Annotated in this window: 20 protein-coding genes; 11 read left to right on the plus strand and 9 right to left on the minus strand. The window is 54.9% G+C overall.

Going from position 1 to position 24,158, the window contains the following annotated elements:
• Nucleotides 1–52: 52 nt before the first annotated feature.
• The 3 genes from QMZ18_RS00745 to QMZ18_RS00755 form a co-directional block, all read right to left on the minus strand.
• Nucleotides 53–1,072: a hypothetical protein gene (locus tag QMZ18_RS00745; protein WP_282604313.1), complete on the minus strand. Its 1,020-nt coding sequence runs from the start codon at nucleotides 1,070–1,072 to the stop codon at nucleotides 53–55.
• Nucleotides 1,069–1,590, minus strand: coding sequence for a hypothetical protein (locus QMZ18_RS00750; protein ID WP_282604314.1), 522 nt, complete (start codon nucleotides 1,588–1,590; stop codon nucleotides 1,069–1,071). The genes QMZ18_RS00745 and QMZ18_RS00750 overlap by 4 nt, the downstream gene beginning before the upstream one ends.
• A 77-nt stretch (nucleotides 1,591–1,667) precedes the next feature.
• Nucleotides 1,668–2,732, minus strand: a complete 1,065-nt coding sequence (locus QMZ18_RS00755) for a hypothetical protein (RefSeq protein ID WP_282604315.1) — start codon at nucleotides 2,730–2,732, stop codon at nucleotides 1,668–1,670.
• Between the two features lie 814 nt (nucleotides 2,733–3,546).
• Here QMZ18_RS00755 and QMZ18_RS00760 point away from each other — a divergent pair.
• A complete protein-coding gene (locus tag QMZ18_RS00760) occupies nucleotides 3,547–4,056 on the plus strand; it encodes a hypothetical protein (RefSeq protein WP_282604316.1) in 510 nt (169 codons plus the stop codon).
• Nucleotides 4,057–4,141: 85 nt separating this feature from the next.
• Here the strand turns inward: QMZ18_RS00760 and QMZ18_RS00765 are convergent, their stop codons facing one another.
• Entirely contained in the window at nucleotides 4,142–5,323 is a 1,182-nt protein-coding gene (locus tag QMZ18_RS00765; RefSeq protein ID WP_282604317.1) for an MFS transporter, read from the minus strand.
• Between the two features lie 160 nt (nucleotides 5,324–5,483).
• On the opposite strand from QMZ18_RS00765, the gene QMZ18_RS00770 reads away from it, so the two are divergent.
• A complete protein-coding gene (locus tag QMZ18_RS00770) occupies nucleotides 5,484–6,272 on the plus strand; it encodes a helix-turn-helix domain-containing protein (RefSeq protein WP_282604318.1) in 789 nt (262 codons plus the stop codon).
• Nucleotides 6,273–6,397: 125 nt separating this feature from the next.
• Here the strand turns inward: QMZ18_RS00770 and QMZ18_RS00775 are convergent, their stop codons facing one another.
• Both QMZ18_RS00775 and QMZ18_RS00780 read right to left on the minus strand, forming a co-directional pair.
• On the minus strand, nucleotides 6,398–7,150 hold the full coding sequence (locus QMZ18_RS00775) for a YopT-type cysteine protease domain-containing protein (RefSeq protein WP_282604319.1): 753 nt from the start codon (nucleotides 7,148–7,150) through the stop codon (nucleotides 6,398–6,400).
• Nucleotides 7,151–7,346: 196 nt separating this feature from the next.
• Nucleotides 7,347–7,538 carry a hypothetical protein gene (locus QMZ18_RS00780; protein ID WP_282604320.1) on the minus strand — a complete coding sequence of 64 codons (192 nt, stop codon included), beginning with the start codon at nucleotides 7,536–7,538 and terminating at the stop codon, nucleotides 7,347–7,349.
• 573 nt (nucleotides 7,539–8,111) lie between these two features.
• On the opposite strand from QMZ18_RS00780, the gene QMZ18_RS00785 reads away from it, so the two are divergent.
• A complete protein-coding gene (locus tag QMZ18_RS00785; protein ID WP_282604321.1) occupies nucleotides 8,112–8,639 on the plus strand; it encodes a DUF2478 domain-containing protein in 528 nt (175 codons plus the stop codon).
• A gap of 193 nt (nucleotides 8,640–8,832) precedes the next feature.
• On the opposite strand, the gene QMZ18_RS00790 is transcribed toward QMZ18_RS00785, so the two are convergent.
• Nucleotides 8,833–10,728, minus strand: coding sequence for an ATP-binding protein (locus QMZ18_RS00790; protein WP_282604322.1), 1,896 nt, complete (start codon nucleotides 10,726–10,728; stop codon nucleotides 8,833–8,835).
• A gap of 537 nt (nucleotides 10,729–11,265) precedes the next feature.
• Here QMZ18_RS00790 and QMZ18_RS00795 point away from each other — a divergent pair.
• Nucleotides 11,266–11,634 (plus strand): YHS domain-containing (seleno)protein, encoded by a 369-nt coding sequence (locus QMZ18_RS00795; protein ID WP_282604323.1) that lies wholly within the window; start codon nucleotides 11,266–11,268, stop codon nucleotides 11,632–11,634.
• Between the two features lie 161 nt (nucleotides 11,635–11,795).
• On the opposite strand, the gene QMZ18_RS00800 is transcribed toward QMZ18_RS00795, so the two are convergent.
• Nucleotides 11,796–12,431 carry a PAS domain-containing protein gene (locus tag QMZ18_RS00800; protein WP_282604324.1) on the minus strand — a complete coding sequence of 212 codons (636 nt, stop codon included), beginning with the start codon at nucleotides 12,429–12,431 and terminating at the stop codon, nucleotides 11,796–11,798.
• A 634-nt stretch (nucleotides 12,432–13,065) separates the two neighbouring features.
• On the opposite strand from QMZ18_RS00800, the gene QMZ18_RS00805 reads away from it, so the two are divergent.
• The 4 genes from QMZ18_RS00805 to QMZ18_RS00820 all read left to right on the plus strand — a co-directional run bounded on the left by QMZ18_RS00805 (nucleotide 13,066) and on the right by QMZ18_RS00820 (nucleotide 18,561).
• Nucleotides 13,066–14,229: an aminotransferase gene (locus tag QMZ18_RS00805; protein WP_322097158.1), complete on the plus strand. Its 1,164-nt coding sequence runs from the start codon at nucleotides 13,066–13,068 to the stop codon at nucleotides 14,227–14,229.
• A gap of 695 nt (nucleotides 14,230–14,924) precedes the next feature.
• On the plus strand, nucleotides 14,925–16,004 hold the full coding sequence (locus tag QMZ18_RS00810; protein ID WP_282604325.1) for a polyamine ABC transporter substrate-binding protein: 1,080 nt from the start codon (nucleotides 14,925–14,927) through the stop codon (nucleotides 16,002–16,004).
• Nucleotides 16,005–16,480: 476 nt separating this feature from the next.
• Entirely contained in the window at nucleotides 16,481–17,362 is an 882-nt protein-coding gene (locus QMZ18_RS00815; RefSeq protein ID WP_282604326.1) for a Dyp-type peroxidase, read from the plus strand.
• A 230-nt stretch (nucleotides 17,363–17,592) separates the two neighbouring features.
• The gene (locus tag QMZ18_RS00820) at nucleotides 17,593–18,561 is read left to right on the plus strand and encodes a cyclase family protein (RefSeq protein ID WP_282604327.1); all 969 of its coding nucleotides are present in this window, start codon (nucleotides 17,593–17,595) and stop codon (nucleotides 18,559–18,561) included.
• 625 nt (nucleotides 18,562–19,186) lie between these two features.
• Here QMZ18_RS00820 and QMZ18_RS00825 read toward each other — a convergent pair.
• The gene (locus tag QMZ18_RS00825) at nucleotides 19,187–19,789 is read right to left on the minus strand and encodes a hypothetical protein (protein ID WP_282604328.1); all 603 of its coding nucleotides are present in this window, start codon (nucleotides 19,787–19,789) and stop codon (nucleotides 19,187–19,189) included.
• Nucleotides 19,790–20,265: 476 nt separating this feature from the next.
• Here QMZ18_RS00825 and QMZ18_RS00830 point away from each other — a divergent pair, with 476 nt between their 5' ends.
• The 3 genes from QMZ18_RS00830 to QMZ18_RS00840 all read left to right on the plus strand — a co-directional run bounded on the left by QMZ18_RS00830 (nucleotide 20,266) and on the right by QMZ18_RS00840 (nucleotide 24,137).
• The gene (locus tag QMZ18_RS00830) at nucleotides 20,266–22,566 is read left to right on the plus strand and encodes a peroxidase family protein (protein ID WP_282604329.1); all 2,301 of its coding nucleotides are present in this window, start codon (nucleotides 20,266–20,268) and stop codon (nucleotides 22,564–22,566) included.
• Between the two features lie 110 nt (nucleotides 22,567–22,676).
• Complete coding sequence (locus QMZ18_RS00835) at nucleotides 22,677–23,351, plus strand: response regulator transcription factor (protein WP_282604330.1); 675 nt, start codon at nucleotides 22,677–22,679, stop codon at nucleotides 23,349–23,351.
• Between the two features lie 126 nt (nucleotides 23,352–23,477).
• Complete coding sequence (locus QMZ18_RS00840; protein WP_282604331.1) at nucleotides 23,478–24,137, plus strand: hypothetical protein; 660 nt, start codon at nucleotides 23,478–23,480, stop codon at nucleotides 24,135–24,137.
• The last annotated feature ends 21 nt before the right edge of the window (nucleotides 24,138–24,158 follow it).

Consider the following 24,158-nt stretch of genomic DNA (forward strand, 5'->3'; position numbering starts at 1 on the left):
CGATTTAGGCCACAAATAACGCTGCGTGTTCTTAAGCCGGGACAAAGTGAGGTTAAGGTTTCGTCCAACTTTTGATTGACTTGGCTGCTTTTTGAATTGCGGCAACAACATCGTGGATAGGTTGAGTGCCACCCGAAACTAAAGCTGAAACGATGACAACGTCCAAGGCTGCTGTTAACTCCTTATGATCTTTTGAAATTGGAAGATTAAGTGCCTCAACAAGGCCAATCGATCCTAATGCACCGACAAGCGCTCCAACGACAACCCCAAATCTCAGCGCCCAAGTTCTCGTTTCTGCGCGGTAGCTCAATAGATCAATATCTGCAATCACCAGGTCATTTTGAAGCCTGACGTCCTTTGAAAACTTACTGCGCTTTCGTAAGCCTTCAACGATCGCTTCGCGAATCTCCCGGCCAGAACGTCGCCTAGCCGATATGACGACTTCGTTAACTCGCTCAAGAATAGCCGCGACAAGAGTTAAGATCAGCAACAGATAACCTATCTCAGCCAAAGCTCCCAAAGTCTTGACTGCATCAGGTATTTTCTCAAACAGCGTGGTGCTCGGTGGCGAATAACCGCGACAAGCTGAGATTGCAAGCACAATGGCAAATGTTGCCCCTGTTTTCCACCAGCGAGCGAGGGCAGTTTCGGATGCGTTGGGAACACAAGTAAAGGCACTCAACGGGGAGGTTTCGAAGATAGGTGTTTCAGTGACGGAATCCACCGCGAAGTTAAGGTCAACACAAACCTTTCGCTTCAGATCACCTTTCTTCGGGCTGCTAACGGAAACAGGTAAGCTCAATGACAAACCAGTATCAGACGGTTGAAAACTTACTTCCGTTTTGAGAGTTTCCCCGCTTTCCCAAAACCATCCGACGCTATTCGTTACCTCGGAAGACGAAAGGCCTGAAACAGAAACTGTCGTCCTGACGGGAACCTGGACATTCGTGATCTTCCCTTTTGCATTACCATCGCTTTGCACAAAATCAACGATTATTGTGAGAGTGCCGATTAACTTCGTGATTTGATCAGCATGCCAGAGAAGCCGGGTGCTAAGGTGAGGCTCTATCATGCTTCTGACTCAAACCCGTCTTTGAGGCCGGACAGGATTTCGAAAATCGCTTCTCCAATTTCCTTTATTTCATTGGCATTACTAATGAGATCCCCAACGTCATCTGCAGAGAATTGATCCTTCAATTCATCAACATGTTCTGAAAGCCCCTCTGCTGCTTCCTTGATTTTTTTGAGGCGCGCAGCAACTTGTGCAAACTGAGTCGCGGCGACCGGGAAAAACAGTGATGCTGCTTCGTCGTCCGCCATTTCTGCACCAAGTTTAAAAACATCACCCAACCCTTGGAAGTGTTCTTCGACGAGTTCTTCAAACTTCTGAAAGACTTCATCCGCTGCGGCTTCATCAAGCTCATACTTCATGATTCTGAATTCGTCTCGCCTGCTTTTAGGCGACACATATCCAATTACCGCTTTGAACCGTCCCTCGGCGTCTTCCCGCAAATCTATGTCATTGTTAGCAATTGCATCCCTTATGTCTTGCAGAGCTTTAATCGCATTTGCCTCAGCTTTATCACTCATAGTTCTTTTCCTTCAAAAGACTTGTAACTGGAATTAGGCGCACGAATTTTATTTCGAACGATTTTGCAAAAACACGCCTAGCTGTTTTCGTCTTCGAGAAATGGCTGCACTAAATTTTTGATGCGTTTGCCTGCAATAACGAGGTTGGCAGCACTGTAATTTCCGCACGACCACTTCAGTGACCGTATACCGCCGCATTTCTGTAAGATTTCGCGTGCTTCGGAATGCGTTTCTCCCCACACCGCAGCTGCCGCAGGAATTTTCTCAAGAGAGGCCACTCTTTGTAGTGACCAAGCTTCACTCTCCGTCAAGCCTCGCCGATAGATTGCAACAGTCTTCTCTGTAAGAGCTAGCAAACCAAGCTCGTCATGAAGGCGGGAGACGTCACTGGCACCGAACAGTTCTTCACGGATTTTGTAAGCTGTTCCCCCTAACTGATGGTTATGCCAACCAATTAGTTCAGGCCCTGCTTCGGCCTCGAGAAGATCAACCTCAAGCCTGTACAACTCATCTACAATCTTAATTTGAGCTGCTGAAGCCAAAGTGAGACCAGTAACCAATTTGTCGATTGCACCGCCTCTCACTTCAAGCACATGCATCTGACGAGCTAGGGATTCTTGAGCCTCCGCCTTGGTTATGAGCGCTCCAACCTCTTCGATCACGGGGCCAAAAGGTGCAGCGAGTGGGTAGGCTTGACCAACCGTCTCCAATATACTCTTCACTGATGTCAAAATCGATCTTGCAGCGTCACGGCCAGTTTCACCTTTAGCCGCCAGTGCCGCGATAGCATCAGCATAGAGCACCATGGCTTCCATAGTTGCATCTATCGTGGAGGTGTTTTCAACAAAGCTATTGTACTTTCTCTTCCAATCCGTGGACTTTCGAGCCTCCGTTAATACACATTTCTGCGCTTCACAGACTTCAAGACGTTGCACAACAGACTGAAGCCGTTCAGATGTATCTTTATTTACAGTCCCAACATCACTCGCCAGTTCGCTTGAAGCCGTCGCCCAGCCAGCCAGATCTGGGGTTGGTGTGCAAGCTGATGCGCCAAGCAAAAGCAAAGAAAATGCTAAAAGTCTCAGGAATTGTACTTCTAAAAAGTGAGCGGTATTGCGCTTTAGAGACAAGAAATTCATCATAAAAGTTTCTCCAATGAATACAGCTAACTGCGTCAAGCAGCTCAAACCGAATGAAGAATACTGCGATCGAAACGAAGCTTGGTTAGGTCTCTTTTTATGTATCGACAGACATGTTGGAGTACATCAGGTGAGACGTGTTCCCGTTTCTATTCATTCACAGCGCGAAGGTTCGTTCAGTTCAAGCGAGAGAAATCAAGGCACATGATCCATTTGGGTCATGAAACGCGTTTTGGACTTCGGTAAATAGTCCGTGTAAGCAAAGTCAGGTCTCGATTCGTGCATCTATAGGCATTAGACGCTTCATCTCAATGATGTATGCACAAAATAAGACCTGACCCCTTTGAATCTCTGTCGAAGTTGGAACAATATTAGCGCTAACGATTTCCGGACTGCTCCAAAATTTCGGCTGCAGCAGCGCCAATGCTTATAATTTTTAACGGGGATGATCATGGGTCACTTATCTACTGCACGATTGGCTAGTTTGGCCTTCGGCACGAGCCTGTCCGCGCTGCTGATCAATCAACCCGATGGCCCGGCAGGACAGCTGCCCGAAATTTTGGTTGCCCAGCTTGATCCGTCCGCAAACCAAACTGCGACAGAGGATCCCGATAATCCCTGTGCCGCCAAGAACCCCTGCAAACCCTGTTCGGCTGCAAACCCGGGCACCCCGGACACTGGGGTAATTCAAAAGCGAGCGCCTGATGAAGACGTGTACATGCCGAGGCAATTCATCGATCCATGCGATTTGGAACACCGGCCATCGTTCTGCGAAGAAAACCCAACAGAATAATCCGAAAATTTGGTGCGTAGTGAAATGTCAGTAAAAGAAGTAAGCCAAATTACCTACAACTTCGGTTTCGTCATATTGGCCGCAGTCGCAGGTTACGTGGGGTGGCACGAATACAAATCCGCCCAAACCGAACAGAAAATTGGCAGATCGATGGTGGTGTGGGAAAGATTCTACAGATCGCCCGTAAGTGACTCCTGGAAAATAGTATCCGCATCTGTACTTAAGCACGATGGAAAAATATTAGACATTTTGAAAAACAGCACGGTGGGGAACATAGATAAAAATTATCGCGACGTTGTAATATCTATTATTGTTAAAGATGAAATCGAACATGACGTTCACGTCATATTGGATTTCTTTGATGAATCTATATTTTGCGTCGAAAGTGGGTTATGCGACCGCACAGCAATAGAAAAGCCCTTCAAACATAAGATGAAGAAGTTTCGAAATTTTTTCCGACCCTACTTCATCGAGTTAGGCACTTCTTACAACAGCAGTATCGATGGCAACCTAAAAAGATTCATACAACATTAATGGTAAGGGTCAGGTCTGAGGTTGTGCGCCTTCGATAGAGGCCGGTTGGCTTTTGCTGCGTTGGCCCCGATGGCTGACACACAAGCTATGACCGAACACCACTTCCGGAAGCCGCCAGCCCCCCAAAGACCGTCACAAATCCCAGCGCCGCAGCGCCGAGCGAGAAGCCGGCGGCGAGGCCGAACATGTAGGGCCAGGCCAACCCCGCCGCGATGCCGGCGAGGACCGCGCCGAGGGCGCCGATGCCGTCCATCAGCGCGAAGGCGAAACCCAGGGTCGAGCCTTCGCTGTGGCCGACGTGATCGATGGCGCCTGCGAGGATGGCGGCGCGGATCGCGGTGAGGGCGGCGACCGCGAGCATCATCGCTGCGATCATGATCCAGAGCTGGGGCTGGAAGATCATCAGCAGGGCCGCCAGCGCCGCCGTGAGGTTGCCGAGCACTACGACTGGGCGGCGGCCGGCGATGTCGGAGAGTTTGCCGATCCAGGGCTGCGCAAGCGCGCCGACGATCAACATGGCCGAGAAGGCAATGCCGGCCGCCTCCGGCCCGAATCCGTGCCGATCCGCGAGATAGAGCGGGATCATGCTGAGAAGCGCCATGAGCGCCATGTTGTAGAGGCAGATCATCGCCACCAGGCGCGGACCGCTGCCCCGCCGCCAGATGTTCATCAGATCGAGCAGGCTTCCTTTGCTGACGCGCTTTCTTTCGACCCGCGGGACCGCGCGCGCGACCCAGAAGAAGCACACTCCCATAAGCACGGTGGGAAGCACCGAGATCGCCAGGGCCTCGCGCCAGTCGAGGTAGGCGAGCAGGAAGCCGACGGCGAGCGGCGACAGCACCTCGGCCAGCGAGCCGCCAATGGCGTGAATGCCCAACACATGCGCGCGCCGCTCCTTGTTTTCGCGGGTGAGCACGCCCGTGGCGATCGGGTGCCAGGCCGCATCGCCCATGCCCGCGACCGCCAGCAGCAGCGCGAGGCTCCAGAAGCCCGGTGCCAGGGAGGCCAGCAGGTATCCGATTGCGACCCACCAGAAGGTCGCGGCGAGCAGCCGGCCGCGGTCCGAGACGTGGTCCGTAAGAATACCGGCCGGCAGATAGGCAAGTGCCCCACCGAAATTGCAGATCGTGAAGAGCAGGCCGATTTCGGCCGGCGAGAGCCCCATGGCGAGGCCGGCCGTCGGCACGATCAGCCACAGCGCGGTGATCGGCCAGTCGTTGGCGAAATGGCCCAGCGCGAACCAGGTCAGGAAGCTGCGGTTGTTCATGGCGGCGGCAAGCTCTGTTCGGGGGAATGAAAGTACCCTGTTCAAATGACTTGCGTACTCTAGGTCAAAACCATATGTCTTTCATTCGACATCTAGACAAATGATATCGAAAATTCGTCACGTAGCATGACCGACCTAGCGCCATGACTGAGCTGCCACCATGACCGAACTGAAAGACCATCCCTCAAGCGATCCCGGCGAAGCACGCATGCCGCGCTATCTGGGGGCGACGGTCAAGTCGATAGCCAGCGAGAGTTACGGCTGGCACAGCCACGGCTGGGGTCAGCTCATCTCCGCGGCTTCAGGGTCCATGTACATCGGCACGCCGGATCGAGTCCTGTTGCTCAGCCCGGCGATGATCCTGTGGGTTCCGCCTGATGTGGAGCACTGGATGCGTTACGGGCCGAACAACGAGCTGCGCTACGTCGACGCGCGCCGGGACGAAGCCAGGGAGATCGGCACGGATTGCCGGATCATCGCCATGACGCCGTTGTTGAAGGCCCTGATGGCCGAAACCGTTCCGCGCGAGGGAAGCGGCCAGGGAGGGGGCCGCGCGAACGGCCATGACGATGCGCTTCACGATCTCCTGCGTCATGAACTTGCCGCGGCGCCGGACGTGCCGCTCTCGATCACCCTGCCGCGGGATCCCCGCATTCGCCGTTTCGCGGAATCGGCACTCGACGATCCTGGTGTCATCGAATCGGTCGAGACCTGGCTTGCCGACGCCCCCGCCAGCCGCAAGACCGTGGAGCGCCTGTTCATCGCCGAAACGGGCATGCCGCCGTCAAGATGGCTGCGGCATGCGCGCCTTTTTCATGCTATTTCGAGGCTTTCCGCCGGCGAGAAAGTCAGTTCGGTCGCCTTCGACATGGGCTATGCCTCTTCCAGCGCCTTCAGCTATATGTTCCGCCGCAGCCTGGGGCGAAGCCCGAGCGAATTCTGCATCTGAGTACCGGAGGGAGAGTGCCAGGCCTGAGTCTTGGGACCTGAGTCCCGGGTCTGACAGAGTCCTGGGGCCAGGTTGTCTCCGCGCTGCCTGCGCATAACCCGGCCCTGAGACTGTTCAAAACCGCTCTAAATCTTCTTGGCGTAGGACTTGATGACGTAGTCGTTGCCCAGGTGCTCGACGTAGCCGGACTCCCAGTAAAAGCCGCCGGGCGCGCCGAACCACTTTTCGAAGTCGGCCGCTTTCTCGAAGTAGAAAATGCCGTAGTTGGGGTCGAAGAACATGGCGTCGGCGCCGACGAAGGCCGCGAGCGCGTGTCCGCCCGCCGAGCCATGAAGGGAGATGATCTTGTAAGACCAGTAACCGGCGCTGTGCTTTCCGACGATGGACTTGGCCAGACGCCAGGCGAAAGCGGTATCGACGGCGCGGCTGGAGCGGCCGATCTTCATACCCGGAGAGGTGAGGTTCAGCGCCGGGTTGGAAATTTTCATCTGCCGCAGGATTCCGCGTTTGCGCAGGAACTCGTCGGTGAAGGCGTCCTTGATACGGCCGGCCTCCGCCCAATTCCTGGCTTTGTCGAGCGCGTCGCCGTAGGCGAGCTGATTGAGGGCCATCTTCACGCCGGAATAATCACCGCCGCTGCGCGGATTAGCGCCGGACCCCATGGCCTTCGCCGCCGCGGCGAAAGAGGTGGGCTCGTCATTTGCGTGATGGGCGACCCAGTTCATACAGAGGGATTTGCAGACCCCGTCTCTGGTTTCGGTGATCGCCCGCATGATGTTCCCTAGGCCTTCCGTTCGGTCGCCCTGGTCAAAAGCTTCGATCAGATGTCCTTTAAAAATGCGCGCGGTACCGCGCACGATCGCACTCGAGCCGAACATGTCAGTCTCCTTCTCGTGTCTGCCCTCCAGGCGTCTGCCAAACGGGGGCGATGTGTGATGATGTGGATGGTCGGGTAAGGTGACCGGTTAGGGTCTATTGAGCTTCAGGTTGTTATCAGGTGAAGGCCGGGCTGTGCCCTTCCTTCAAGGTCCGGTGTAGAGAGAGCGCTAAGCGCCCAGAGCAACCGGCGTTACGTCAATCTCGCTGGCCGCGAAGGCATTGCCGGGAATGAGCGGCAAGGACCGTGTGCCAGAGGCTGGCCGCATAGGTGCGCCCCATGGCGATGACCCCCATGATGGCGAACCCGGACAGACGGTCGTCACTGCTGCCTGCCAAGCCATTGGAGAAAGCACAATGCCGTCGTGCGGATTCGCTCTTTCGCCGCATCTCAGGGGTCGCTTAAGAGAAACTTGTGCAGGCATTCGACTGTCCTCGCTTTGGCTGGCTTACCGCCGTTCTGGCGGCCAATGAGCCTCGATATCGCAACAACAATCTGGCCGTTCACTTTATTCCAAATTTTTTTCCGTAACGCTGATCACGGGCGCGAAACAGGCTTGACACCAAATTGCATAGATATCGACCCATCGAGATCGTTTCTGCGCTCCAGCGGGCAGGAGAGAAAGCACAGGCGATACGGCGTATCGGCCAGCTTTTTCGACGCCCTCCGCTGGCGTGCAGAAGCGACCGGAACGGCGCTTTGCCGAGACTTTTGTCCGCGTTGCGCTCAGCTTGCGATAATCCATATCGCTGCGCTGGATCGCTCCTAACCAAAAGCCTCGACAAAGCGTCTGGATGAGTCGCTATCTAGGCAACTTGGTATTATGCAGTTTCCTGCGACATTTGTTCCCTTGGTGGCGGTCGTCGGTCTGGCCTATGGTCGGACAAAGGGGATCTCCGGTTCGCCGGGAGATGTCCCCACCTGGCAAAACCGGCGTTCGGTTCGATGACGGTGGATTGATTATGACTTCAGCACTTCTTGCGGCGGTCCGCTGTGACCGGGGCGATGTGGATAGCCTTTTGAACGAGGTCGAGAAGGCGCTCTCCGGGCAGGGCAAGCGCGTGCGGGGCGTGCTGCAGACCCAGGGCGTTTCGAACGGAGAGTGTTTCTGCGCCGACATGGACCTGCAGGTCATCGGGTCCGACCGCAGCTTCCAGATCTCGCAGTCCCTGGGGCCTGGATCCAGCGGATGCCGCCTGAATTCCGGCGCGCTGGCCGACTGCGCGGCCTATCTGGAACAGAGCCTCACCGCCGATACGGATCTGCTGATCCTGAACCGCTTCGGCCGGGGCGAGAGCGAGGGCAAAGGCTTTCGCGATCTGATCGGCGCGGCGGTTGCATCGGACGTCCCCGTCCTGACGGCCCTGCGCCCGGCCTACGTCGAGGCCTGGACCGCCTTCGGGGCGGAGATGGCCTGTGAATTACCGGTGGAGCGGGACGCTGTTCTCGAGTGGTTCAATGCTGTGCAGGGCGCACACGAGTCCGCGTAAGATCTCGTCAAAGCACCCATGCGAAACTTCAGCACGGCGGGAAGCCTGTGACCGGGGTTTGAGGAGATGTCACGAAATACGATTTAAATATTATGTCCCTTTATTTATAAATCGATTTCACGTTCATACATCCCAATTCTCCTTGCGGAAAAACTCTAAAGCGAAGGAGGTTGGGAAGAGTGTCCGAAACACATCAAGCGACGAAGGTAGCTCGCTCGTCTTCTTCATCCCTTGCTACTTTTTCCGGCAACCATTTGAGGATTGCGGCGGCCAACGTTTCCTTTTTAACCGGCTTGGAAACATAGTCGTCCATACCGGCCGCGAAGCATTTATCCCGATCGCCCTTCATGGCGTTTGCGGTCAGCGCGACGATCGGTGTCGCCGGCAAGTTCTTTTCGTTTTCGCGTTTTCTGATAACGCCTGTCGCTTCGAAACCGTCCATCTCGGGCATTTGGCAATCCATCAGGATAAGGTCGAATTCCTGTTTTGAATTCCGTTCCACGGCTTCCTTGCCGTTCGCGGCTGGCGTGATCTGACATCCGAACTGCTTCAGCATTTCAGTGGCGATGATCTGATTGACCGTGTTGTCCTCGACCAGAAGGATTTTCGTTTTGTCGAAGCGGAGGTTTTTGACGTCTATCTCATCCGAGCCGGCATTTTCACCGGCCTCTTCCGCCGTTGACAGAGCAAGAGACATGGTGAACCAGAAGGTCGCGCCCTCACCGAAGACGCTGTCAACGCCGATGGTTCCGTCCATCTTCTCGACCAGCTTGGAGCAGATCGCCAGGCCCAGGCCCGTGCCACCGAATTTACGTGTCGTCGACTCTTCGGCCTGGCTGAACTTGTCAAAGATATAGTCAAGCTTGTCTGCCGGAATGCCGATACCCGAATCTTTAACTGCGACGCGGAACTCTTGCTTGCCATTTCTTTCTCCGATGGCGTCGACGCTGATCCTTACGTGACCCTCCTCGGTGAATTTAATGGCGTTGCTGACCAGATTGAACAACACCTGCCGGATGCGTCCGGAATCACCCTGAACATAGCGCGGGGCGTCCTTCTGCCAGGCGATCTGAAACTCCACACCCTCTTTGACATGCACGGACATGACACTCCGGACTTCCTCCATCAGGATTTCCAGATCGAAGGGCAGGATTTCGAAATCGAGTTTTCCAGCTTCGATTTTCGAGAAATCCAGAATGTCGTTGATAAGCTGCAGCAGGGATTCCGAGGAATTGCGGATCGTTGCCACGTATTCCTGCTGTTTCTTGGAAAGCTCGGTCGCCGTCATCAGGCTGGTGGTGCCGATGATCCCGTTCATCGGCGTGCGGATTTCGTGGCTCATATTCGCCAAAAATTCGGATTTGGCCCGGCTGGCTTCTTCAGCCTCTTCTTTGGCCAGCTTTAGATTCTCCTGCTGCTCAATCTGTTCGTCCTGCCATGCCCCCATTTTCCGCACCATGAACACGGCGATGATGGCGGACACCAAGATACTGATCGCCAGAAAGACGGCGTTTGTATCGGATTCGTGTAGCTTTTCTTCTACGAGTTCAGCAACGTTTTGCTCTACCTTCTCGATCAGTTTTTGTACGCCGTCGGCGTATAGTGCTTTATTTTCTCTAAAGGTTTCACCAAACAGAATCTCGGCAGCCTCGCGGGTTTTTCCCTGCTCAGCGAGCCTCATGGATTGTTCTTCAAGTTCGATCAGCTTTTTGTTGGCCCTGTCGGTCTGATCCAGAAACTGTTTCTGTGTTTCCGTTCCAACATAGGAGAAAGATTCGGCAAGAACCTGATCAAGAATGGGCACATGGTCGGCATAGCGTTGCTTCCATTCAGCTTCGCCGGTGAAGACGTAAGTGCGCGCCGACATGGTCAGAACTTCGTCGAGATAACTGATATCCTTGGCTAGAGTTTCGGCTCTGATATCGCGCGCCAAAAGCCTTTCCAGCTTGGTGTGTGTGCTGATCGTAAAAAACAGCCCGGCACAGAGCGTTCCGATCAGGACGGTCAGCAGGAGGACGATCGGCAAACGCTCTCGGCAAAAAATACGCGACAGTGTCGATTGTTGATTTTCTGAACAGGAAGTTGTCATGGCGTATTCCATCATCTGCGCCCCAAAACCGCAGGGGCCGAGACGACCTTCACAAGTTTTTTTACTCTCCGACAACCGCCTCTCACGATCGGTGCAAGCGATTATCGGCATTTTTTTCAGCGATGCAGCCGTTTCGGGCAATATCCGCTGCATAGCGCTTTCTCACAGGGGCACTTAATGGGTGACGAATCATGTACCGGAATAGTTGCAATTAGAGATAAATAAACACTTAAATTGCATGCGGAGAGCAGATACCAAACGGCGGTCAAGACAACCGTCGATCCCAAGGGTGCTGATCAGATCCGCGGGCGTCGAAGCCGACCAGGATCGGCTGCCAGTTCGTGCAAGACCGATCGCCGCCAGATGCACAAAGCCGAATCTCACCGCGATTACTGCTCAAGAGAAAAATTCTGAACGAATAACGACGAATCATTCAGAAAAGAATGCCGGTCGTACAGAAATTGCCCGGATGTGTTCCGGCAGCGGCAATCTCCGCCATATGCAGTCCACACCCTTGGATACTATCGGAGAAAAGATGTGACGAACGATCAACCCGCTCTTAACGGTTACTGCCCTGTCGCTTACTTCGTTGCCGCCGGCCCGCTGGTGGGAAGTGCTGAATTTGCCTCGACGCACGATGGCAAGACCTACCATCTGGTCAGTGCCGACGCCAAAAAGATGTTCGATGCAGACCCGGATAAATATGTGCCTGCCTACGGCGGTGCCTGCGCATTTGGAATGTCCGTCAAAGAGAAGTTCCCGGTCGAGCCCACGAACTACAAGGTCGTCAATGATCGCCTGTTTTTGTTCTTAAAGAACGCCGACACAGATGCGTTGGACCTGTGGAACAACGAAAACGAGAGCGAGATAATTGCGAAGGCGGACACGAATTTTTCTGCCAGGTAACACCCTCGAGAGGCGGATGGTTCATGAGCTATCCGTTTCTTGTCTCTCTACGAAAAGTATGCGTTACACGAAGCGGAACCTGACCTTGATTTCACGCAGCCAAGGCATCCTCTACCTGGCCCAAGAAACGATCCGCCAAGCAGGGTCTTCAGATAGAGGTTTCAGTTTAGGGAATTTGCCGAATCACCAGATTGAATTTCTCGAACAAAGGAAATCGGCCAGTTAGAGTCTCCCGCAGTCGATTGCCGTTTCAGTATTGTGAACAACCTGTCATAAGCACCGTTCGGTGGTGTGGGGTCATAGAGGTGAACGAAGGCATCCGGACTGCGTTCGATGGAGAGGACGAACAAGCAATGGCTCACGTCCGTTTCGTTACCGGATATCGGAATGATTGTTTTTATCGTGTCGATGAATTCTCGCTGCGGATAGCGCATTCGCCCGATGCAGACATGCGGGCGCCGCGTTGAAACACAGGCGTCAATCATGGTTTGATAGACATTCTGGCAAGGCAGATAATTCAGGTCGCTTAGCAGACTGCGGCTGAAATCTCTGCCGTAAGCGTTAACAATGCCGGTTCCGACAACTGAAAACCTCCAATCGTCTTTTTGTGTCTTTTCGAGCAACATTACGTTCGGTAATGCACTCTTAAATCTGACTGGATCTATGGACGACTTGGACACCCATCCCTGAGGTAATACATTCTGTTCAAAAAAACTTAGTATTAGCGCATGTAAATCACTCGCCATCCACTCATTTGCCTGAAGTTCTCTTGTCAAATTCGTATGCGTCAACAGCACTTCAATCAAATCCTCTAAGTCGAAACCCCACAACCACTAGATTAACAATGGTAATGCTTTCGCTTTTTTTGATAAAGCAATCATGTAAATTTTAGCAGATTTTTCAATATCTCTACTAATATTTTTATCTTAAAGAGTATTAACACCTAAAATTAATCATCTAAATTGAGTTATACGATCATCGCGCGCACCCGACTTCTGCGCATGAGTAAACTAAGATCTTATCACTATTTCAAAAATCTGTTTGAATTCATGTCTCTGGTTCTTATGCGAGAAGTCGACTTCTCGCTCACGTAGAGGTGGAGGGATTTGTCTGGACCGCTTCGTGCGTTATCTTAGACGGACCGTCGTTTGGACTATACCGCGAACAGGTTTGATCTTATCGGATCGAAAGAAAACAACAGAATCAGCGTCGTCCAACTCTCCATTATGCCAAAACTCACCGGTGACGCTCCCAGACGGCGGGCCTGGTCGAATTCCGCCATCTTCCATACTCCTTGAACTGATCCAACGCATAAAATAAAGCTAGAAAAGATCTCCGACGAGGGTTTGCGATGCGGTACGACGGCTCGCAACGAAAACCTATCGCGAACAGCTACAACAATTTCGAGGTTTCGCCATAGCTTCCGCCCCTATCAACCGTGCCATTGCCGGGCTGAGCGCGCCGCCGATTCCGGTTATTCAGAACGCTGCCAGAAACTATGATGGCGGTTACGGCGACCTCATTGATCTCTCGCAGGCAGTGCCCGGCTACGCGCCACCGCCGCTGCTGCTGAAGTGTCTCAGCGAAGCGGCGGGCCGGCCAGAGTTGCTCGGCTATGGCAACATTGAAGGCGAGGACGCCCTCAGAAGCGCTTACGTAAAAGACCTGGAACGCAGCTATGGCGCCCCATTCGACAGCACGGGTTTCGACAGCGCCGAAGTGCATATCACCTCCGGCTGCAATCAGGCTTTCGTCGCAGCAGCCTTGACGGTCGCAGGGCCCGGCGAAAAGCTGCTTCTGATTACGCCCTTTTACTTTAACCACGAGACCACGCTGGCCATGCTGGGCATCGGCGTCGAGAAGGTGGCGGCCACGGCGGACAAAGGCTTTCTGCCCGCTCCGGAAGAGTTGGCGGCGGCAATCACGCCGGAGGTGAAGGCGCTTGTCTGCGTGACCCCGAACAATCCGACTGGCGCCGTTTACCAGCCTGAGCTGATGGAGGCGCTGTTCGATCTCTGTGTCGAACACGGCATATGGCTGTTGGTCGATGAAACCTATCGCGATTTTCTGCCGGAAGGCCGATCCGTTCCGCATCGACTCTTTCAAAGAGCAAACTGGCGGAAACACCTGATTGGCCTCTATAGCTTTTCGAAATCCTTCTGTATTCCCGGACACCGGCTCGGTGCCATCACCGCCGACCCGCTCATCGTCGACAACGTCGCCAAGGTGATGGATAACCTGCAGATCTGCGCGCCGCGTGCTGCTCAGGTGGCCGTCGCGCAGGCCATGCCGGATCTCGCGGACTGGCGCAGCGCGAACCGCATTGAGATCGCCCGGCGCCGGGCAACGCTCGAAGCCGTGATCTCCGGCCTGCCGAACTGGCAGATCGAGACAATCGGGGCCTATTTCAGTTATATCCGTCACCCCTTCGAGAAATCCAGCTCGAGCGAAGTGGCGCAGCTCCTTGCCGAGAAGCATGGGTTGCTATGCCTACCCGGGGCATTCTTCGGGAACGGTCAGGAGGCGTTTTTGCGGGTGGCCTTTGCAAATGCCGACTGTTCGGATCTCGAACAGCTGGCCGCGCGCCTGCCATGAACCGTATTTACTCCGCATACATGATTCGACTGTCCGGCCCTAGGTTAGGAACTCCTATTCCTTGACGATCTTGACGACAGATTTGGGTTTTCTGGCTAGGAGTTAGGATCGGATCGATGCAACGGCATCGTGCCTCTGCCATAACTGGACCGACAACGCGACGCTGTCCAGAACGTGGTTCCCAGAACTCATAATCTTGTCGCCCAAACGGCATCGTATTTTGGGAGGTTCAGGGGCTTCGAGCCTCTCACCGGGCTTTCACCGCTTTCAAGATCTCTCCTGCCTGAACCCTCCCAAATTACGATCAAGGCCATCAAGGAATAGGAGTCCTCAACCTCGCCCGTTTCCGTGAAGTTATGAACTGCGTCAACGCAGGCACTAACCCGTCAATTGCAAGTCGACATGCGAATTTGCACGCCCTAACGTGAAGGTCCGCATAGGGAAGTTGAATCCCGGTACCCGCCAGCCAGCCTCTGAAGGAAGGGAAACTCCAAGATGTTCGGCTGCGATCAACGTAGGACGACACAAGCAGCGATAAGCCGATGAGGTTACGCGGCATTGAACTGCCAGCGCCGTCCACCTTCCTTGAGGGTCAAATCAGCACAATTCGCAACCGGTCTGGCGGAAACAGAGCGCTTCCAGTCATGCAGTCGCGGTGCACGAACTTGAGTCTTTGCAGATGGAGAACCAAAACGATGAATGCAGTTACTAAGTTTACAGGCGCCGCTGTTGTGGCGATCTCGGCCACAGCCTATTCAGCAGGACCGGCGACGGCGGCGGACGCGCTGACCATCGTGTCCTTTGGCGGCGCTTATACTAAAAGTCAAATCGAAGCTTACCATAAACCCTACATGGCCAAGACCGGCATCCGCATCAATTCCGAAGACTACAACGGCGGACTGGCGCAGGTTCGCGCACAGGTCGAAGCGGGCAATGTGGTCTGGAATCTGGTCGACGTCGAACTGTCCGACGCTGTGCGTGGCTGTGACGAAGGCATTCTAGAGCCGATCGATCACGGGATCCTGCCGCCGGCACCAGATGGTACGCCAGCGACCGACGACTTCATCGAAAACACACTGACCGAATGCGCAGTTGGTGAAATCGTCTGGTCAAACGTCTTTGCCTACGACGCCACCAAGTTCTCGGGCAAAAAACCGACAAAGATTGCCGACCTCTTTGACACCGAGACGTTTCCCGGCAAACGCGGTCTGCGCAAAACCCCAAAGGTCAATCTGGAATGGGCGCTGATGGCCGACGGCATTCCACAGGACCGGATCTATGATGTCCTAAGCACACCTGAGGGGGTCGATCGGGCCTTCGCGAAGCTCGATACCATCAAGGACGACGTGATCTGGTGGGAAGCCGGTGCGCAGCCGCCGCAGATGCTGGCTGATGGTGAGGTGACCATTGCCGCGGCCTACAACGGGCGACTGTTCAATGCGATCTTCAACGAAAAGAAACCGTTCGAAATCGTGTGGGACGGACAGGTTTGGGATCTCGATCTCTGGGTGATCCCGAAAGGGGCAAAAAACATGGAAGCCACCCTGGATTTCGTAAAGTTCTCGACCGACACGCAACGCCTCGCCGATCAATCCAAATGGATCTCCTACGGTCCGGTGCGGAAATCCTCATTCCCGCTGGTTGCTGACGAGATGAAACCGCACATGCCGACGGCGCCGGAAAACTTTAAGACCGCGCTGCAGAACGATTATGAGTTCTGGGCGGATCATACGGACGAACTAAACGAACGCTTCGCCGCCTGGCTGGCAAAGTGAGCATTTGGGTACTGTCATCGACGTGGAAGGTCAGGCCTTAAGGTTGGTCTATGGACGGAGTACAACCTGGCTTCTGGGCAGGGGTTCAAAATCTTCCCTGGGTTTTGACCCCCTGCTGTGAGTAAAACTCCGTGCTGCTATCCAGAATTGGAAGGACGGGATCGACGACAGAGTATCCAAAGTGAATATCGCTTCGTACTGTGAGAAAGCTGCTGGATGAAAAAACGCCACTTTTCCTCCACGCCAAAGGCCATTGCCTCATCAACTACCATACGAGCTACCGCCACCGCTCAACTCGGACTGGGTGAATGTTTCGCGGATCTGCACAAAAGGCGCTTTGGCGATCGGCCATAAGCACAGCCTGACAGTCGGCGGCGCCAGATTCGTTTCCGTCGTAAATTTGGTTGCATAAATCTGCCGAATCCCTCCAAATCAGCAAGGTTTAGCCAGCGAAAGAAATCGTGGAGTCAAATACTGTGAGCGCACCTCAACCTGGAATCCTCTCGCCTGTTCCGTCGCACGCCCGCTTTCTGGAGTTCGTGGCCCTTCCGGACTGCGATACGCATGCGGTTCTGCGTGACCTTGCGGCGTTGAGCGATTGCCAGAATCTGGTCGTCGGCTTCGGCAGCGGATTGATCCGGACGGTCGGCGGGACTATTGCCGCTTTGCACGCATTCCCTGCAATGAGTGGGACGGGTTGCGAGGTACCTTCGACCCAGGCCGATATCTGGTGCTGGGTCACGGGAGAGGACCGGGGTGAAGTTCTGCACCAGGGGAGACAATTTGCCGCAGCGGTCAGTGCCGCGTTCCGCTGCGTCCGCGCCGTCGACGGGTTCCGATATAAAAGCGGGCTGGATCTCACGGGCTACGAAGACGGGACCGAAAACCCAGAAGGGGAAGACGCCGTGGAGGCGGCGATCCTGCAGAGCGCGGGGCCGGGTCTGGATGGCTCCAGCTTCGTTGCCGTTCAGCAGTGGTTGCATGACCTCGATCATTTCGAAACCCTCCCGCGCGAAGACACGGACAACATCATTGGCCGGCGGCTCAGCGATAACGTCGAATTCGACGGCTCGCCGGAATCCGCCCATGTCAAGCGGACTGCCCAGGAAAGTTTCGAACCAGAGGCTTTCGTCCTTCGGCGGTCCATGCCCTGGGCAGACGACAACGGTGCGGGCCTATACTTCACCGCCTTCGGGAAATCCTTCGCCGCCTTCGAAGCGCAACTGAAACGCATGACCGGCCAGGAAGACGGCGTCGTGGATGGACTGTTCCGCTTCACCCGCCCGATCACCGGCGGATATTACTGGTGTCCGCCGCAGGTCGACGGTTCCCTGGATCTCTCAGCGCTCGAGATCTAGGGCAAACGCGATCACAATTGGCTCCTGTCCAGAAATCGCCTGGCGGACCGAAAATCAGTGCGAACAGATCGGGTTATGTACTAATCGCCAATTTCATCGCTCACCTCTCCCGGTAGAATAGATCTTCAACAGCCTGCATCGGACGCAGCCCACGGACACCAACCTGGGCCGTACCGCCTGCCGCAGGACCGGTCCGCTTGTCGAAGATCACATCACATTGGGAGGAAAACATGCTCAAGAAACTTGCCGTTTCCGCTGTCGTCTCCATCTGGCTTTCCGCCGGACTCTCGGTCACACTGGCGCTGCCCGCCGACGCGCAGGACTGGACGACCTCGCCCTGGGGCGCAGAGGACGAGATCGGTGCCGTCAATCTGATTACGCCCGAATCGGTACTCGCAGCGTCCAAGCTGATCAAGACCGGCAAGACCTATAACCTCGGCATCATAGTGGATTCCAAGACGCCGGCCTTTGCGCCGAGGACGCTGAGTCTGACCATCCTTCAGCCGAACCAAATCTCGACCCAGGGTCTCGGCGACAACCACATGACCTACAACGACGACATTTTCATGGGCTGGTTGGGCATCGGGCCACAGATCGACGGGCTCGCACATATTGGAATCGACCACGTCTACTACAACGGCCATAAGGATTCGGAAATCGCCAAAGCCGATGGCATGACGAAGCTGGGACTTGAAAAGCTGCCACCGATCGTCGCCCGCGGCGTGATGCTGGATATGGCCGCCTACTACGGCGTCGATATGGTCGAGGAGGGTACGCCCTATACCAAGGACGACATCATGGGCGCCGCCAAAAAACAGGGCGTCGAGATCCGCAAAGGCGATGTAGTGCTGTTCCATTCCGGTTGGCTCAATCTGCTGGATGGCGAGAATCCAGACCTCAAGCGATACGTCAGCGTGGAGCCGGGAATCGGTAAAAGTGGCGCGGAGTATCTTGTCGAAATCGGTGTGGTCGCGGTCGGTGGCGACACCTGGGGCCTCGAAGCCGTGCCCTTCCCGGAAGGCACCGGCGTTTTCGAAATTCATCAGATCCTGATCCCGAAAAACGGCATTTTCATTCTCGAGAACATGGACACTCGGGAGCTAGCGAAAGACAAGGCCTCGGAGTTCCTCTTCGTGCTCGGTCCAGCGAGACTGCGCGGCGCCGTCCAGATGATCATCAATCCCATCGCCATCCGCTGAAAGTAAACGCCTGAAGGTTTTCAGGCGCGTGCCTGGACGAAGTTTATATATACGAGTTCTCATTGGATGAGGATGGGGATCTACAAACTGCGGCCGTTCTCGACGGTAACAATCAAGAACGGCCGCGCTACTGTGAGTGCAGCAACAAACTGTATAAAGGGACATAATAAATGATATAGTTGATAATTATGTCCCTTGTTCTAAACAATGCTTTCGTTAAAAATAGAAATGCCTTGATCGCTTTTCCGTCGAATTAACCCTGAGCTAGATCTCCGATCCTGACAGAAGTCCTCTCTTTCTGGAAAAAGATTTTCTAAGCTCTTGAGCAACAGGAGCCTGATACGAAAAAGCGTCCCTCCTGATCGATAAAGCCTAGCGCACCGATCTACATCGGCGATACACCGGCGCGATCGGCGGCCCTCGTGCTTGCAACTGCCCCTGTTTTTACTTGGTGCGGCAGAAGAGGAGAAACGTTCCGGTGCCCTTCGAAAACGGTCGTCAGTTTCTGCCGATGGGTCAACATCAATTCAACATCGTCGCTTGGACAGACGTTTCTCGACGCCTCGCGATCTGAAGCCAGGAAAGAAACGCCACAAAGCACTGCTGAAAGATACAATGGCGCCGGTCAGTCGACTTTAACTTGCGGCAGATCTGTTGGTGTTTCGGGTTGATTTAAAGACTTACGAGGGCTCTTTTCTGGCTTAAAGATACCGAAAACCCGGGCGAACAATTGGAACCCGGAACAAAGGAAGAAAGACACAGGTATCATTAACAAAAAAGGCAGCATGAAAATCGAAAACACTATCTGGTTCAGATTTATGTCGAGCGTATTCATGCGATGCACGCTTGTTGGCAAGGGGTTTCTGAAATCCTGGTTCAGAATGTCCGGGCCATTTTGATACAACACCAGCACGCACAAACTGCCCAAGACCCAAAACCCGGATTTATCACGCCCCTCCCGTATATATTCGCGGATCCGAAGAGGTATGCCGCTGTACCAGACAAAGAAAATTGTCGATAGCGGGATGGCCAGAAAAAACGGAAACACCAGGGTCAAAACCAGCCCGCCGAGGGCACTCGCCTCGTTTACTTCTTTGGAATAAACGTAAAAATATCTGACCGTTTTATTAATGGAGTCGACATTGGTGAAGATGTACTGGGCCGCGCCGTCGAAGTAATGCCAGGGAAACGGAGTATGTTGCACCAACTGCGCATTCAGGATGCTCAAGGATGCTCCTAGCGCCACAAACAGGAGCAGGTAAATCAGAAAACTATAGCCTTGGGTCCTGGAAAGCATATACCGCCGGTTCTCTGGTCGAACAATCGCCGTAGCTCAAGTTATAAGCCCACGCACTCCGGAAGGTGCGATACCAACCGATACGCGAAATTTGAGTTCAGTCAGCTTACCTCCATTCACGCTGGAACAAGAACAACATTCTAAGAACCTCGCGTAAATGGCAGGAGTTCCCGATGGAACCGCCAGGAACCGCGAGGCGACAGGTTGCGCGAATTTGGCATGGGTGGGCGATCTGTCTCTGCCCTGCCGCCCGCCCATCAAACCTGAACCCAACCTTAAAACCGCCTTCAGCTTCGTTTCATTCGAGTAACGCATAACGTCCGCCCGGCGTGACCGTTTGTCGTACCAACGTTGCGATGAACCTTCTGACTTAAGACTTCTGGATGCCAATCGAAGGAGAGCACTTGATGCGAAGCGCCAACGAACGACCGCAAGCGAGCCGCGGTGTCGACCCAACACCTGACCCCACAAACGAGGGCCTGATTAGCGAGTTTATGGAAGAGATGGAAGCAGATCTGGCGGCGGCCACGCAGCAGCAAGATGCCGGCGAACGCGGTGACGTCAGAAACACTGACGTTGGAAACAACAGCGAGATCAGAAACGGCGAGGGCGACCGCAACAACAATGGCGAACGTCAATCAAATGAGGGAATGGGGCGACGCGGTGATGACAGTAGGTCAGGAGGTGACAGGCCGCGTGGCGACGAGCCCGGAGGAGACGATTTCGAGGTCGTGATCGGTGAAGCACGGCCCATCGATGGAATAGGCTCCAACGAAGATCAACCGGACTGGGGTGGGGTAAACCAGACGCTACTGCGTCTCGGCGAGGCAAACTACGCTGATGGAATTAGCGAAGTATCAGAAGACCTGCCCAACGCGCGCGAAATCAGCAACGCTGTTGTGCAACAGACCGGGGACGAGCCCAATTCCTTTGGTCTCAGCGATCTCTTGTGGGTCTGGGGTCAGTTCGTCGATCACGACATCGATCTGACCGAGTCCGGAGAGACCGAATACACGCCCATCGCAGTGCCCGTCGGCGATCCAGCGTTCGATCCCAACGGCGAAGGCGATGCCACCATTCCCTTCTTCCGGGTCGATCCATCGGAGGGGACAGGCGAGTCCACACCGCGCGAATACGTCAACGAGATCACGGCCTTCATTGATGCTTCGATGGTTTACGGCTCTGACGAAGAGACGGCCGCCGCCCTACGCGCGGATGGCGGAAAACTGATCCTCGACGATGAAGAACTGCTGCAGATTACTGATGATGGGAACGTCCTCGCCGGAGATGTGCGGGCTGCCGAGAACGTCGCCCTCACCTCAATGCAGACACTCTTTGCCCGCGAGCATAACAGATGGGTCGACGAACTCGCTGAAGCCAACCCAACCCTTAGTAATGACGAGCTCTATCAGGCGGCCCGCCAGATGGTGGAAGCGGAAATCCAGGCCATTACCTTCAACGAATTTCTGCCTCTATTGGTGGGCGCAGAAGCCATTGCCGCCTATGAAGGCTACGATGCGGCAGTCAATCCGGGAATTTCGGTCGAGTTTTCGACGGCTGTTTTCCGATTCGGCCACAGCCTTCTATCGCCGGAAATTCAACGACTTGAAGAAGACGGTTCGGTGATTGATTCGGGCAATCTTGCCTTAAGCGACGCCTTCTTCTCGCCGGAGGAAATTGCCGAGAACGGCGGCATTGATCCGATCCTTCGAGGTTTGGCCGATGGCACGGCGCAGGAGCTCGATACCCAGATCGTAGAAGACGTCCGCTCTGCCTTATTTGGCGCACCCGGCGACGGCGGCCTTGATCTCGCGGTTCTCAACATTGAACGCGGCCGCGATTTGGGCATGCCCAGCTACAACGACCTGCGCGAGGCCGTGGGCCTGGAACGGGCTGCAGACTTCAGCGACATCACCTCGGATGCCGAGCTGGCGACTGCATTGCAAGAAGTCTACGGCGATGTTGACCTGGTCGAAGCCTGGATCGGCGGGTTGGCCGAAGACCCCTTTGGCGATGGCGTGGTCGGCGAACTCTTCGCCACCGTCATCATCGATCAGTTCGAGCGATTACGTGACGGCGACCCCTTCTGGAGCCAAGGCTCCGATCTTCCGGAGGAACAGCTGGCCGCACTCTGGGACACCAGCCTCGCCAATGTTATCGAATGGAACAGCGAAATCGAATCCATCCAGGACAACGCACTGTTGGCGTATAACCGCATCGGCGGAACGGGCGAGAATGATGATCTAACCGGCGCGTTGCCCGGCAATCTGGTTTCGTCCGATCTAATCCTTGGCCTTGCGGGTGATGATCTGCTCTCCGGCGGGGAAGGCGACGACCAGCTCGAAGGTGGCAAAGGACAGGATTCCTTATCGGGAGATGACGGCAATGACATCCTCTACGGTGATGACGGGCGCGATGAACTCTCGGGCGGTGCCGGAGACGATATGCTGACCGGCGGTAAAGACAGCGATACATTCATATTCACCGGTATCTTCGGTGACGACGTCATCACGGACTTTTCCACAGGCCGCGGCGAGGACGACGCCATTCTGGTCGAAAGCGATGTCTTTGCAGACGAGGCCGACCTTCTGGATGCCGCGGTACAGAGTGGTGAAGATGTCGTAGTCGAGTTCGGCGATGCCGGGTCGATCACCCTTGAGAGTTTCAACCTCGCCGACCTCAGTGAAAACGACTGGATGCTGATCTGACCGGTCCCTCTGGCAATTGACCGATCAGATGCGGCAGGAGGAGGGGGTCGGCGCAACCCGTCGACCCTCGCCTTCTCCCATTTAGAATCCACATTTACGGATCTCGACAAATGAAGTTTTTACTTGTCGACGACGAAGCTGTGTTCGCCAGACAGATACAGGACGCAGCAAACAGGGAAGGCTTCACTCTGGACCTCGCCGTCAATGGCGCGGACGGCTATCTTCTCGGGCAGAGTGAACGCTACGACGCTGTGATTCTCGACCTCGGCCTTCCGGTAAAGGATGGTGTCACCGTCTTACGGGAATGGCGCGCCGAAGGTATCACAACACCGGTGCTCATCCTGACCGCGCGTGGCCGCTGGCAAGACCGGGTCGATGGCCTGAACGCCGGCGCGGATGATTATTTGGTGAAGCCGTTTCAAACGGAAGAACTGGTGGCGCGTTTGCGGGCGCTGGTTCGCCGCTCGGTCGGCGCCGCGACTAGCGAGTTGAATTTCGCTGGTGTTTCGGTCAATACCGAAACCGGACGGGTCTTCCACCGGGACCATGTCATCGAAGTAACCAATATCGAGCTCAAGCTGCTGACCGCCATGATGCTGAGGCCCGACAAGGTGCACAGCAAATTCGAGCTGGCGGAGAGGGTATACGGTTACAACGAAGACCGGGGGTCCAACACCCTGGAGGTTTACATTGCACGGCTGCGCCAAAAGATTGACCGCACGTTCATCCGGACCATTCGCGGGCGTGGCTACACGATTGGGAACGCAGACTGCCCGGATCTCTGACGTTTATGGTCAATCGAGCATAGGCCTGGCTGCAAAATACAAGAAGGAGTCGTTTTTCAAACTTGCGTCGGAGAGCGCCTTCGGGATGAATCGCAGTCGATTCCTGCAGCAATAGAGACCGCACACATGCCAACCAGCACGAAAAGCATCGAACAGGATGCCGCCACTATGAAAACCTGGCTGGCCAATCGTCCGGACACAGAATCAGTGGCCAACTTCGTTCCAGGACCGGGCATTCAAAAGCTGGACCTGCGCTTCGACATTGCGAAGGTGCGAGAGGCTTTGGGCCAAGCGCTAAAACAGGTCGACTTCAAGGGTGATTTGAGCAAGGGCTTTGGGGCTTTTTCCCTGACCCGCCGGCCGGGAGTCGAGGTGGAGACCGCAAACGACCTCTCCGGACGCTTCTATACCCGTGTCGACGAGAGCTACGAAGAGGTCTCCCGCGAAGACATCGTGGACGAGCATGCCTTTTGTGAATTCGTCCCGGGCTTCAAGGGGAGCTATTTCGAATTTATGCATCAAGAGCTGGTGAAGCGTTTTCCCATTGGCCGCATGCGCGTGCTTTCCAAGGGAACCTATAACTGCAACTCCTGGCATCGGGACCCGGAACCCCGGCTGCACATCCCGGTCATCACAAATCCAGGCGCCCTCTTCATCGTCAATCATCACGTCACGCATCTTCCCGCTGACGGATCGGTGTATTTTACCGACACGCGCGGTTATCATACGGCTCTCAATGGCGGTGAGAGCCATCGCGTTCACGTGGTGGCCGCCCTCCCTGGATAGATTCAAGAGGAAAAACGGCAG

This window comes from Pelagibius sp. Alg239-R121 (assembly GCF_947331435.1).
Taxonomy (GTDB): Bacteria; Pseudomonadota; Alphaproteobacteria; order Kiloniellales; family Kiloniellaceae; genus Denitrobaculum.

Bases quoted from the DNA above. Each gene is read 5' to 3' on its own strand.
- QMZ18_RS00775 (WP_282604319.1), bottom strand. From the start codon at position 7,150: ATGTTCGGCTCGAGTGCGATCGTGCGCGGTACCGCGCGCATTTTTAAA.
- QMZ18_RS00760 (WP_282604316.1), top strand. From the start codon at position 3,547: ATGTCAGTAAAAGAAGTAAGCCAAATTACCTACAACTTCGGTTTCGTC.
- QMZ18_RS00780 (WP_282604320.1), bottom strand. From the start codon at position 7,538: ATGCGGCGAAAGAGCGAATCCGCACGACGGCATTGTGCTTTCTCCAAT.
- QMZ18_RS00755 (WP_282604315.1), bottom strand. From the start codon at position 2,732: ATGATGAATTTCTTGTCTCTAAAGCGCAATACCGCTCACTTTTTAGAA.
- QMZ18_RS00785 (WP_282604321.1), top strand. From the start codon at position 8,112: ATGACTTCAGCACTTCTTGCGGCGGTCCGCTGTGACCGGGGCGATGTG.
- QMZ18_RS00840 (WP_282604331.1), top strand. From the start codon at position 23,478: ATGCCAACCAGCACGAAAAGCATCGAACAGGATGCCGCCACTATGAAA.
- QMZ18_RS00750 (WP_282604314.1), bottom strand. From the start codon at position 1,590: ATGAGTGATAAAGCTGAGGCAAATGCGATTAAAGCTCTGCAAGACATA.
- QMZ18_RS00830 (WP_282604329.1), top strand. From the start codon at position 20,266: ATGCGAAGCGCCAACGAACGACCGCAAGCGAGCCGCGGTGTCGACCCA.
- QMZ18_RS00835 (WP_282604330.1), top strand. From the start codon at position 22,677: ATGAAGTTTTTACTTGTCGACGACGAAGCTGTGTTCGCCAGACAGATA.
- QMZ18_RS00770 (WP_282604318.1), top strand. From the start codon at position 5,484: ATGACCGAACTGAAAGACCATCCCTCAAGCGATCCCGGCGAAGCACGC.
- QMZ18_RS00745 (WP_282604313.1), bottom strand. From the start codon at position 1,072: ATGATAGAGCCTCACCTTAGCACCCGGCTTCTCTGGCATGCTGATCAA.
- QMZ18_RS00820 (WP_282604327.1), top strand. From the start codon at position 17,593: ATGCTCAAGAAACTTGCCGTTTCCGCTGTCGTCTCCATCTGGCTTTCC.
- QMZ18_RS00790 (WP_282604322.1), bottom strand. From the start codon at position 10,728: ATGACAACTTCCTGTTCAGAAAATCAACAATCGACACTGTCGCGTATT.
- QMZ18_RS00765 (WP_282604317.1), bottom strand. From the start codon at position 5,323: ATGAACAACCGCAGCTTCCTGACCTGGTTCGCGCTGGGCCATTTCGCC.
- QMZ18_RS00810 (WP_282604325.1), top strand. From the start codon at position 14,925: ATGAATGCAGTTACTAAGTTTACAGGCGCCGCTGTTGTGGCGATCTCG.